Here is an 11,371-nt window from a genome sequence, read left to right on the forward strand (position 1 = left end):
GCCCCGCACGCGGCGGAGCGGGCCGTCGGCGGTCCGGTCAGCCGACGCGGCGGCGGTAGGCGCGCAGCGCCAGGGGGAAGAACACCGCGGCGATCGCGACCCCCCAGACGAAGGCCCAGACCGCGTCGCCCACCCACTCCCCGCCCAGCAGCAGGCCGCGGGCGGCGTTGGTCAGGTGCGACACCGGGTTGATCTCGACCCAGCCCCTGAGCCAGCCCGGCATGGTCTCGGCGGAGACGAACACGTTGCTGCCGAAGGTGAGCGGCAGGATGAACGCCACCAGCGTGCCGGGGACGGCCTGCGGGCTCTTGACCAGCATCCCGACGAACACCGACACCCAGCACAGGCACAGCCCGAACAGGATCATCAGCACCACCGCGACCAGGAACCGCCCCGGGTCCGTCTGCACCCGGAAGCCCAGGATCACCGCGAACACGATCAGCACCGCCAGCGTGACCACGAACCGCACCACGTCGCCCAGGACCGCGCCGACCAGGGGCGCCGAGCGGGCGATGGGCATGCTGCGGAAGCGGTCGAAGACGCCCTTGCTGATGTCGGTGCACAGCGCCATGCCGGTGCCCAGGCTGGCGAAGGCGATGTTCTGCACCATCAGGCCGGGCAGCAGCAGTTGCAGGTACTGCTCGGGGCTGCCCGCGAGCGCGCCGCCGAACAGGTAGACGAACAGCAGCAGGAAGATGATCGGCTGGAGCGTGACGTCCAGCAGGGACTCGGGGTTCTTGCGGGTCTTGGTGATGGACCGGCCCGCCAGGGCGAAGCCGTGCCGCAGGGCCAGGCCGGGGCTGATGTGGGTGATGGTGGGCGTGCTCATGCCACGCTCCCTTCGGTCACCGGGGTGGTCCGGCCGGTCAGGGACAGGAACACCTCGTCGAGGCTGGGCAGCCGCAGCGCCAGTTCGTCGGCGGTGATGCCCGCCTCGTCCAGCCTGCGGACGAGCGCGGACAGCAGCAGCGAGTTGTCGACCGGGGTACTCAGCAGGCCGGACTCGGCGTCGGTGATCGGGTCGATGCCGGTCAGCTCGCGCAGGATCGCCGCGACCGCGGGCAGGTCGGTGGGCAGGCTCGGGCGCACCTGGAGGGCCTGGCCGCCGGTGCGGCGCTTCAGCTCGTTCGGGGTGCCGTTGGCGATGACCCTGCCGTGGTCGATCACCGTGATCAGGTCGGCCAACCGGTCGGCCTCCTCCAGGTACTGGGTGGTCAGCAGCACCGTCGTCCCGTCGTCGACGAGGGTGCGGACGGTGGCCCACACCTCGTTGCGGCTGTGCGGGTCGAGCCCGGTGGTGGGTTCGTCGAGGTAGAGCACCTCGGGGCGGCCGACCAGGCTGGCCGCCAGGTCGGCGCGGCGGCGCATCCCGCCGGAGTAGGTCTTGACGGAGCGGCCCGCGGCGTCGGTCAGCTCGAAGCGCGCCATCAGGTCCTTCGCGCGCGCCTTGGCCTCCGCCTTGGGCAGGCCCAGGAGCTTGCCGATGAGCACCAGGTTCTCGGTGCCGGACAGGTCCTCGTCGACCGAGGCGTACTGGCCGGTGAGGCCGATCAGCCCGCGCACGGCCGTCGCCTGCTCGCGCACGTCGTACCCGCCGACCCTGGCCCACCCCTCGTCGGCGCGCAGCAGCGTCGCCAGGACCCGGACCGCGGTCGTCTTGCCCGCCCCGTTCGGGCCGAGCACCCCCAGCACCTTCCCCCTCGGCACGGCCAGGTCGACCCCGTCGAGGGCGACCGTGTCCCCGAAGCGCTTCACCAGCCCCTCGGCCTCCACGGCCAGATCTGTGTTGCCGGACATGCGTCCCCCTTCTTCGTGTCCACCCAGGCTGCACCCGACCGCTGTCAGCGCGGGCACAGCGCGCTGTCAGCGGCACCCCGCCGTGACAGCGGCCCGGTGGGGCATCCTGGTGGCATGGCGCTCACCCGGCCGACCAGCGCGGAGATCCCCCCGCCGGAAGGTCCACCCCCACCACCCCGGCGCAGGCGACGGCGCTGGGTGACGGTGCTGGTGGCCCTGCCGGTGCTGGCCCTGCTGGGGCTGACGATCCTCCGGCTCAGCGGCCACGACGGCAATCGGTTTACCGCCGCCGCGCTCGCCCTCACCCCGTACACCGCCGTGGGCGGGCTGGTGATCACCCTGTTCGCCCTGGTCCTGGGCCGCCGCCTCCAGTCGCTGCTGGCCCTGGTCCTGTCGATCTCCCTGGGCATCGTCCTGACCCCCCGCGTCCTCCCGGACGGCACTTCCCTGCCGGACGGCCAGCACGTGCGGGTGATGACCGCCAACCTCCGCCTCGGCCTCGCCGACCCGGCCACCCTGGTCCGCCTGGTCCGCGATGCCCGGGTCGACGTGCTGGCGTTGCAGGAGCTGACCCCGGCCGCGGTGGCCGCACTCGACCGGGCGGGCATCGCCGACCTGCTCCCGAACCGCGTGCTGCGCCCCAAGGCGGGCGGCGAGGGCGGCGGCATCCTGGCCAAGGTGCCGCTGCGGCAGATCGTGCTCGTGCCGGAGCGCAGCCGCTTCGAGATGCCCGCGGCGGTGCTGGACCTCTCGGGCAGCCAGGACCTGGAGGTGGTCTCGGTGCACACGGTGCCGCCGGTCGGTTCCGAGGTGGACCGCGCGCAGTGGCAGCGGGAACTGGCTGCTTTCCCCAGCCCTGACGGGCGCACCCGGCCCCGGGTCCTGGTGGGCGACTTCAACGCCACTTTGGACCACGCGTCGTTCACCCAGCTCATCGACCGGGGGTACTCCGACGCCGCCGAGGTGACCGGGGAGGCCCTTCGTCCCACGTGGTCGCAGTGGCCGGTGGGGCCGCCGGTCACCCTGGACCACGTGCTGTTCGACCGGCGGTTGGGGGCGGCGTCCGCGGCGGTCTACGACCTGCCCGGCAGTGACCACAACGTGCTGTTCACCGACCTGGTGCTGCCCCGCTAGAGAACCGCGGGGACAGGGCCTACAGGCGCTCCTGGATGGCGGTGAGCGCTTCGAGGGCGCCGACCGGCAGGGAGACGCCACGGTTGTGGCGGATATCGGGCTCCCGGGGGTTGATGCGGATGAGGGCGCCGGTCGCCGCACCCGCGAGTTCGGCGTACCGGCGGACCGTGGGGACGGCCTGGCCCGCGCCGATCTCCACGACGGTGACCTTGCGGCCGCGCCGCCACCCGTTCACCGCGTCGAGTTGGGCTTGGCTGCGGTCGGGGACCCAGTGGGCGTCGCCGAACATCAGGATGTTGGGGCGGGCCAGGCTGCCGCAGGACGGGCAGGCGGGGAGGTCGCCCACGGCGCGCATGGTGTCCGGGTCGACGGTGATGTCCTGCGTGGAGGGCCAGATGTCGCTCCGGCAGGGCAAGGTGCACTGGAGGTGGTGGATCGACCCGTGCACCTCGGCGACGTCGGCGAAGCCCGCCTTCTGGAACTGGCCGTCGACGTTGGAGGTGAAGACCCGGGCACCCCAGGAGCGGAGGATGGCGAAGCCCCCGTGCGGGATCGTGTCGCGGTAGAGGTGGGTGCGGTGGCCGTAGAAGCCCCACGCCAGCTCCGGGTCGTCGGCGAAGTGCACGGGGTCGGCCAGCTCCTCGAAGGCCAGGCCCAGGCGCGCGTACGGGGGGTACGCGCGCCAGAAGCCCTGGTTGCCCCGGAAGTCCGGGAGGCCGGAGTCGACGCCCATGCCCGCCCCGGCGCACACCAGGACCGCGTCGGCCTCCCGGATGAGGTCAGCCGCCCGCTCGAAGCTCACTCAGCCGGGCGGGGGCTCGTGCTCTGGACGACCTCGAACTCCAGCAGCGCCGAACCGGTGCCCACCGGCTTGGCGCGCTCGCCGGAGTGCGCCTCCTTGGCGGAGCCCTTCATCCAGGCCTGGAAGTGCTCCTCGGTCTCCCACCGGGTGTAGACGAAGTAGCGGGTCTCCCCGCCGGTCGGCCGGAGGAGTTCGAACCCGAGGAAGCCGGGTTCGCCGTCCACCGCGCCCAGCCGGGCGGCGAACCGCTTCTCCAGCTCGGGGCCGGAGCCGTCGGGGACCTCAATCGCGTTGATCTTCACCACTGCCATGCCCCCAGCGTACTGGCGGCCACCGCCTCCGCGCTCCACTCATCCACAGGGTCTCGCGCGCGGGGACGGAAAGCCGGAAGGCGGCCTCCCCGTGGGGAGACCGCCTTCCGGTTCAGAACTCAGAACGTCAGGCTCAGCCCTCGGCCGAGTCCTCGCCTGCCTCGCCGCCACCGGGGGCGGAGAGCTCGACCGGCGGGGAGTCGGGGACCTGCGACGGCTTGGCCTCGCCGCGGAAGACGAACTTCGCCTTGTCGGTGGAGCCCTCGCCGCCGTCCCAGCCCTCGACGTCGGCGATGATGATCTGGCCCGGCTGGATCTCGCCGAACAGGATCTTCTCCGAAAGCTGGTCCTCGATCTCGCGCTGGATCGTGCGGCGCAGCGGGCGGGCGCCCAGCACCGGGTCGAAACCGCGCTTGGCCAGCAGCAGCTTGGCGCGCTCGGTCAGCTCGATCGCCATGTCCTTGTTCTTCAACTGCGTCTCGACCCGGCCGATCATCAGGTCCACCATGGTGATGATCTGCTGCTCGTTGAGCTGGTGGAAGACGATGATGTCGTCGATGCGGTTGAGGAACTCCGGGCGGAAGTGCTTCTTCAGCTCGTCGTTGACCTTGTTCTTCATCCGCTCGTAGTTCGAGCCCTGGTCGTTGCCGCTGGTGAAGCCCAGGCCCACGGCCTTGGAGATGTCCTGGGTGCCGAGGTTCGAGGTGAAGATGATCACGGTGTTCTTGAAGTCCACCGTGCGGCCCTGGCCGTCGGTCAGGCGACCGTCCTCCAGCACCTGCAGGAGGGTGTTGTAGACCTCCTGGTGCGCCTTCTCGATCTCGTCGAACAGGACCACCGAGAACGGCTTGCGGCGCACCTTCTCGGTGAGCTGGCCGCCCTCCTCGTAGCCCACGTACCCGGGAGGGGCACCGAAGAGCCGCGAGGCGGTGTAGCGGTCGTGGAACTCACCCATGTCGATCTGGATGAGGGCGTCGTCCTCGCCGAACAGGAAGTTCGCCAGCGCCTTCGACAGCTCGGTCTTGCCGACACCGGACGGGCCGGCGAAGATGAACGAACCCGAGGGGCGCTTGGGGTCCTTGAGGCCCGCGCGGGTGCGGCGGATCGCCTGGGAGACGGCCTTGACGGCGTCCTCCTGGCCGATGATCCGCTTGTGCAGCTCGTCCTCCATGCGGAGCAGACGGGTGGTCTCCTCCTCGGTGAGCTTGAAGACGGGGATGCCGGTCCAGTTCGCCAGGACCTCGGCGATCTGCTCGTCGTCCACCTCGGCGACGACGTCGAGGTCGCCGTCCTTCCACTGCTTCTCCCGCTCGGCCTTCTGGCCGAGGAGCTGCTTCTCGTTGTCGCGCAGCTTGGCGGCGCGCTCGAAGTCCTGCGCGTCGATCGCGCTCTCCTTCTCGCGGCGCACGTCGGCGATCTTCTCGTCGAACTCGCGCAGGTCCGGCGGCGCGGTCATCCGGCGGATGCGCATCCGCGCGCCCGCCTCGTCGATCAGGTCGATCGCCTTGTCCGGCAGGAACCGGTCGTTGATGTAGCGGTCGGCCAGCGTGGCCGCGGCGACCAGGGCGGCGTCGGTGATCGTGACGCGGTGGTGCGCCTCGTACCGGTCGCGCAGGCCCTTGAGGATCTCGATGGTGTGCTCGAGCGACGGCTCGCCCACCTGGATCGGCTGGAAGCGGCGCTCCAGCGCGGGGTCCTTCTCGACGTACTTGCGGTACTCGTCGAGCGTGGTGGCGCCGATGGTCTGCAGCTCACCGCGGGCCAGCATCGGCTTGAGGATGGAGGCCGCGTCGATCGCGCCCTCGGCGGCACCGGCCCCGACGAGGGTGTGGATCTCGTCGATGAACAGGATGATGTCGCCGCGGGTCTTGATCTCCTTGAGGACCTTCTTCAGGCGCTCCTCGAAGTCACCGCGGTAGCGCGAGCCCGCGACCAGGGAACCCAGGTCGAGGGTGTAGAGCTGCTTGTCCTTGAGGGTCTCGGGCACCTCGCCCTTGACCACCATCTGCGCCAGGCCCTCGACGACGGCGGTCTTGCCGACGCCGGGCTCGCCGATGAGGACCGGGTTGTTCTTGGTGCGCCGCGACAGCACCTGCATGACCCGCTCGATCTCCTTGGTCCGGCCGATGACCGGGTCCAGCTTGCCCTCGCGGGCGGACGCGGTCAGGTTGCGGCCGAACTGGTCGAGCACCAGCGACGACGACGGGGTGCCCTCGCCGCGACCGCCGGTCTCGGTGGACTCCTTGCCGCCCTGGTAGCCCGACAGGAGCTGCAGGACCTGCTGGCGGACCCGGTTGAGGTCGGCGCCGAGCTTGACCAGCACCTGGGCGGCGACGCCCTCGCCCTCGCGGATCAGGCCGAGCAGGATGTGCTCGGTGCCGATGTAGTTGTGTCCGAGCTGCAGCGCTTCGCGCAGTGACAGCTCCAGGACCTTCTTGGCCCTCGGGGTGAAGGGGATGTGCCCGCTCGGCGCGTGCTGGCCCTGGCCGATGATCTCCTCGACCTGCTGCCGCACGCCTTCCAGCGCGATCCCCAACGACTCGAGCGCCTTGGCGGCGACACCCTCACCCTCGTGGATCAAGCCCAGGAGGATGTGCTCGGTGCCGATGTAGTTGTGGTTGAGCATCCGGGCCTCTTCTTGGGCCAGGACGACCACCCGCCTCGCGCGGTCGGTGAACCTCTCGAACATTCGCACTCCCTGACTGCTGCGCCGGCGGCCCTCATCCGCTCCGCTCGGATCGGATTCAGCACCGTGGGACCACTGTAGTAGGCCCGACGCAAGCTCTCAGTGCCACTTGCGGCCGAACCCCCGTGGCGCCGTTGCCCGGTGGTCCCTTCGTTGTGTCCAACGTGCGGTGACCGGGAGGGATTCCGCAACCGGGGCCGTGTCCGCTGAGCGCGAACACGCGCCGGGAGCACCCCATCCGTGGGCTTCGCCACCCGGGAAAGCGCACTGCGGGCTGTTCCGGTGGCCGACCGCGCGGGATACTGGGTAAGGTAAGGCATACCTCAGTAACCGTACGGAGCAGAAGGGCCACGCCATGTGGACCAGCGGCCACGTCGCACACCGTGACGGTACCCGCCGGTGACGACCGGGTACCGGGTCCGGCCCGACGCCCTGGACCGGCGCGGGCCCCTGGCCGACTCGCTGTCCAGGGTGAACCCGCGGCAGGCGCGCGTCGAGCTGCGGTACGGCCTGCCCGGGGGCGCGCCGAGGTGGACCACCTGCGCGGACTTCCTCGACCTGCCCGACGGGTTCGACCGCTGGCGGTCCGGGCTGGCGGGTTGGCTGCGGGCCCAGTACGGGGATTCGCCCGATCGGACGACCGCCGGTTACGTGATGTCCTGGTACCTGACCGTCCCCGGCTACCTGGCCGGGCTGCTGTTCCACCACGAGCGGCGGGTCCCGTCGCTGCGCCCGGAGGACCTGGCGTTCCGGATGGCCGAGCCCCGCCCGCACCCGGACGCGATCGCGGTGCTGAACCCGAACTTCGCCTGCCTGCCCGACGACCCGGCCGCGGGCACCGCCGAGGCCACCGCGGTCGCCGACGAGCGGGCGCTGGCCGCGGTGCTGCGCGGCCGGTTCGCCGCGCACGCGAGCCGGTTCGCCGACGTGTTCGGCCCGCAGGTCCGGTTCGGCAGGCGGATGCTCTGGGCGGCGGCGACCGACGCGCTCGACAACGCCCTGTGGCTCGCGGGCCGCTACGGCGGCGACGAGGGCGCCGGGGTGCTCGACGCGGCCCTGGTCCTCGACGACGGCCCGGCGCCGTTCACCTCGGGGTCGACGCTGCGCGCGGTGCACCCCGCCGGTGGCGGCCCGGTCGAGTGGACCAGGCGCCGGGAGAGCTGCTGCTTCCACTACCTGCTCGCCGCCGGGCAGGGCACCTGCTCGACCTGCCCGCGGGTGTGCCCCAAGGGGTGAGCGGTTCGGGTGGGGTCGGAGTGACGAATGCGACTCCGCCCACCCGGTGGGAATCACCCGGGCGCACCGGCGGACAACTCCGCCCGCGAATTCGCGCGGACTCGCCGAAGATCATCGGAATGCCCGAAGGGGCACCGGCGCGCCGGTGCCCCTTCGGACCTGTCCGCGTTTCGGGCTCAGGCCTGCTCGTTGTAAGCGTCGAGAACCTCCGACGGGATTCGGCCGCGATCGGAGACCTTCATCCCCTGCTTGCGCGCCCACTCGCGAATTGCCTGGTTCTGCTCGCGGTCGGCGGACGCCGTGCGCGGGGCGCGGCCGACCGCGACCTTGCCCGGCACGCGCTTGCGGCCACCGGAACGGCGCGCGCTGTCGATGAAGTCGGCGAGCGCCTCGCGCAGTTTGTCGGCGTTGTCCGAGGACAGATCGATCTGGTAGGACGCGCCGTCGAGGCCGAACTCGACCGTCTCCTCAGCGATCGACCCATCGAGGTCGTCGACGAGCGAAACAGTGACCTTCTGCGCCATATGGGCCTCCTCGGGCTGGAATGTACCGGCTCATTGAGCGACTCGGCCACCATGTGGTGAATTGCTCCCGGGAAGCAGGTTAGCGCAAATCCACCGGATTGCGTTAGCGCCCGATACCCGAACGGGTCACCCGCACGGGGGGAGTGAAAGCGGATCGGTCCCCGGGGCACTCGCCATACCCGACAACGCGGAACTCGCCGAGCACCGGGGCGGAACTCGCGCGAATGCGATGTCGGCCGGTTGGCGCCGTCCCGGTCGGTGCCGAACGGGCCCGGCCGAACGCGGGGACACCCGAGCGCCCGCGGGCGTGCCCCGCACGCCCGCGCCACTGCCGAACGCGGTTCCCGGGACGGGCGCGACCCCACCCGGAACGCGCGCCGCGGCGGTCCCGCCGGGCACGCACACCCGGGTCGTGGCAAGGCGAACTCCCCCACCGGGTATCGCCGGGGGACGAGGCTACGGTGGCGCCATGGACTCCGAGGAGTTGTTCGCCAGGCGGGCCGCCTCATTCGGCTCCGTGGCCGCCGACTACACCCGCCACCGGCCCGGCTACCCCGTCGAGGCCATCGAGTGGGCCATCGGCGACCGCGACCGGGTGCTGGACCTCGCCGCGGGCACCGGGAAGCTGACCGAGAGCCTGCTGGAGCTGGGCCTGGAGGTCACCGCGGTCGAACCCGACCCGGCGATGCGCGCGGAGTTCACCCGGCTGTTCCCGGACGTGCCCGCCCTGGACGGCACCGCCGAGGAGATCCCGCTGCGCGACGCCTCGGTCGAGGCCGTGGTGATCGGGCAGGCCTACCACTGGTTCGACCCCGCCCGCGCCCTCCCGGAGATCGTCCGCGTCCTGCGCCCCGGCGGCGTCCTGGCCGCCCTCTGGAACCACGACGACCTGACGGTGCCCTGGGTGGCCGGGCTGGAGAAGCTGACCACCACCACCGTCGGGGAACTCCCCCGGCAGCCGAGGGGCGTGCCGGAACACCCGCAGCTCAAGCCGCCGGAGCAGGTGCAGGTGCACCACTCGCAGCGGCGGACCGTGGAGTCGATGATCGCCACCCTGCGGACGCAGAGCCACATCTCCCAGGCCCCGGAGGAGGAGCGGGAAGCGGTGCTGAACCAGGTCCGGTCCTACCTCCAGACGCACTCGGAGACCTCGGAGGGCGAGTTCGAACGCCCACTGATCACCACGGTGATCCGGGCCTTCCGCCGCTGACCGCAACTCCCCGACAATCGCCCCCCACGGCGAACCAGACCTCCCCCGGCAATCCAGACCTCCCGCGGCGAACCGACTTCCACAGCGATCCCGGCCCACGCGGTGCCGTCCCCGGCTCGCCGCGGATTCAGCCTTCCGAGGGATACGAGTTGTCCACAGGCAAGATCCACTTCCCCCCGCTTTCCCCTTTGCCCCGGTAGAATGGCCGCAAGGACGCGGGTCCCCTTGGGAGGGTGGGGGTTGTGGATGGTTACGCGCGCGCGAGAAAAAGCGGCGTGTGTGCTTGGTTCGGGTTCGCCAGTGGTGGGGTTGTCGGCCGAGGTCGGAGTGCCGACGGGTTTTCGGGTCCGGTGGGTCGGTTTCACCGGGGAAAGCCGGGGAGCGAAAGCCGGGTTTCGGGATGCCGCTCGCGCGGTGCCGACAACGGGGATAGGCGAATCAGCGTTGGTTTCGCTCGTAGATGAGGCGGAGGCCCTGGAGGGTCAGGTCCGGTCGGTGGTGGGTGATGGTGGTGGTTTCGTCGATGACTATCGGGGCGAGACCACCGGTGGCGATCACCGCGATGTCGTCGGTGTGGCCGGTGTCGCGCAGTTCCCGGGTGATCCGGGCGACCAGTCCGTCTATCTGGCCCGCGTAGCCGTACATGATGCCCGATTGCAGGCATTCCACCGTGTTCTTGCCGATCACCGACCGGGGGCGCACCATCTCCACTTTGCGCAGGGCGGCGGCCCGCGACGCCAGCGCGTCGACCGAGATCTCGATGCCGGGGGTGAAGGCGCCGCCGAGGAATTGGCCCTTGGCTGAGATGACGTCGATGTTGGTGGAGGTGCCGAAGTCGATCACCACGCACGCGGTGCCGAAGTAGTGGTGCGCGGCGAGGGTGTTGGCGATGCGGTCGGAGCCGACCTCCTTGGGGTTGTCGACCAGCAGCGGGACCCCCGTCCTGACCCCGGGTTCGACGATGACCCTGGGCAGGGACCGGTAGTGGCGGCCCAGCATGGCGCGCACCTCGCGCAGGACCGCCGGGACCGTCGACAGGGCGGCCACGCCGGTGACCCGTTCCGCGTGCTCGCCGAGGAGCCCGCGCATGGTGAGGGCGAGTTCGTCGGCGGTGATCCTGGCGTCGGTGCGCATCCGCCAGTCGCGGAGGAGGTCGTCGGCGTTGTGCAGGCCGAAGGCGATGTTGGTGTTGCCGACGTCGATCGTGAGCAGCAAGGGTCAGCTCTCGTGGGCCAGGAGGGCGTCCAGCCGGGCCGCGTCGACCGTCTCCGCGCCGCTGGTCAGCTCGGTGCCCTCGGGGACGTGGGCGGCGTCCGCGCCCAGGTGCACGACCCTGTTGTCCGCGTCGACGAAGACGACCTTCGGGGCGAAGGCCGCCGCCTCGGCGCTGTCCATCAGGCCGTAGGCGATGAGGATGACGATGTCGCCGGGGTGCACGAGGTGGGCGGCGGCGCCGTTGATGCCGATGACACCGCTGTCGCGCTCCCCCTCGATCACGTAGGTCTCCAGGCGGGCGCCGTTGGTCACGTCGACGATGGCGACCTGCTCGCCGGGCAGCAGGTCGGCCGCCTCCATGAGCACCGGGTCGACCGTCACCGAACCCACGTAGTGCAGGTCGGCCTGGGTGACCGTGGCGCGGTGGATCTTCGACTTCAGCATGGTGCGGAACAT

The 11,371-nt window shown here is 71.0% G+C and carries 11 protein-coding genes; 3 read left to right on the top strand and 8 right to left on the bottom strand.

Annotation, left to right across the window (positions count from 1 at the left end; translation table 11 throughout):
• Window positions 1–37: 37 nt before the first annotated feature.
• Together DFQ13_RS06765 and DFQ13_RS06770 are read right to left on the bottom strand one after the other, a co-directional pair.
• Complete coding sequence (locus DFQ13_RS06765; protein WP_110079195.1) at window positions 38–829, bottom strand: ABC transporter permease; 792 nt, start codon at window positions 827–829, stop codon at window positions 38–40.
• Entirely contained in the window at window positions 826–1,797 is a 972-nt protein-coding gene (locus DFQ13_RS06770) for a daunorubicin resistance protein DrrA family ABC transporter ATP-binding protein (RefSeq protein ID WP_035281877.1), read from the bottom strand. Before DFQ13_RS06770 ends, DFQ13_RS06765 begins: the two co-directional genes overlap by 4 nt.
• Before the next feature lie 114 nt (window positions 1,798–1,911).
• On the opposite strand from DFQ13_RS06770, the gene DFQ13_RS06775 reads away from it, so the two are divergent.
• The gene (locus DFQ13_RS06775; protein WP_063935931.1) at window positions 1,912–2,931 is read left to right on the top strand and encodes an endonuclease/exonuclease/phosphatase family protein; all 1,020 of its coding nucleotides are present in this window, start codon (window positions 1,912–1,914) and stop codon (window positions 2,929–2,931) included.
• A gap of 19 nt (window positions 2,932–2,950) precedes the next feature.
• Here DFQ13_RS06775 and DFQ13_RS06780 read toward each other — a convergent pair whose 3' ends face one another.
• The 3 genes from DFQ13_RS06780 to DFQ13_RS06790 form a co-directional block, all read right to left on the bottom strand.
• Window positions 2,951–3,733: an SIR2 family NAD-dependent protein deacylase gene (locus tag DFQ13_RS06780; RefSeq protein ID WP_035281876.1), complete on the bottom strand. Its 783-nt coding sequence runs from the start codon at window positions 3,731–3,733 to the stop codon at window positions 2,951–2,953.
• Window positions 3,730–4,044: an antibiotic biosynthesis monooxygenase family protein gene (locus DFQ13_RS06785; protein WP_035281875.1), complete on the bottom strand. Its 315-nt coding sequence runs from the start codon at window positions 4,042–4,044 to the stop codon at window positions 3,730–3,732. Before DFQ13_RS06785 ends, DFQ13_RS06780 begins: the two co-directional genes overlap by 4 nt.
• 133 nt (window positions 4,045–4,177) lie before the next feature.
• A complete protein-coding gene (locus tag DFQ13_RS06790) occupies window positions 4,178–6,733 on the bottom strand; it encodes an ATP-dependent Clp protease ATP-binding subunit (RefSeq protein ID WP_035281874.1) in 2,556 nt (851 codons plus the stop codon).
• Window positions 6,734–7,129: 396 nt separating this feature from the next.
• Here DFQ13_RS06790 and DFQ13_RS06795 point away from each other — a divergent pair, with 396 nt between their 5' ends.
• A complete protein-coding gene (locus tag DFQ13_RS06795) occupies window positions 7,130–7,966 on the top strand; it encodes a (2Fe-2S)-binding protein (RefSeq protein WP_110079196.1) in 837 nt (278 codons plus the stop codon).
• 176 nt (window positions 7,967–8,142) lie between these two features.
• Here DFQ13_RS06795 and DFQ13_RS06800 read toward each other — a convergent pair whose 3' ends face one another.
• The gene (locus tag DFQ13_RS06800) at window positions 8,143–8,490 is read right to left on the bottom strand and encodes a histone-like nucleoid-structuring protein Lsr2 (protein ID WP_035281873.1); all 348 of its coding nucleotides are present in this window, start codon (window positions 8,488–8,490) and stop codon (window positions 8,143–8,145) included.
• 469 nt (window positions 8,491–8,959) lie between these two features.
• Here DFQ13_RS06800 and DFQ13_RS06805 point away from each other — a divergent pair, with 469 nt between their 5' ends.
• The gene (locus DFQ13_RS06805) at window positions 8,960–9,700 is read left to right on the top strand and encodes a class I SAM-dependent methyltransferase (RefSeq protein ID WP_035281871.1); all 741 of its coding nucleotides are present in this window, start codon (window positions 8,960–8,962) and stop codon (window positions 9,698–9,700) included.
• A gap of 438 nt (window positions 9,701–10,138) precedes the next feature.
• Here the strand turns inward: DFQ13_RS06805 and DFQ13_RS06810 are convergent, their stop codons facing one another.
• On the bottom strand, window positions 10,139–10,915 hold the full coding sequence (locus tag DFQ13_RS06810; RefSeq protein WP_035281869.1) for a type III pantothenate kinase: 777 nt from the start codon (window positions 10,913–10,915) through the stop codon (window positions 10,139–10,141).
• Window positions 10,916–10,918: 3 nt separating this feature from the next.
• Window positions 10,919–11,371: an aspartate 1-decarboxylase gene (panD, locus tag DFQ13_RS06815; RefSeq protein ID WP_035281867.1), complete on the bottom strand. Its 453-nt coding sequence runs from the start codon at window positions 11,369–11,371 to the stop codon at window positions 10,919–10,921.

It is taken from the genome of Actinokineospora spheciospongiae, from assembly GCF_003182415.1.
Lineage (GTDB): Bacteria > Actinomycetota > Actinomycetes > Mycobacteriales > Pseudonocardiaceae > Actinokineospora > Actinokineospora spheciospongiae.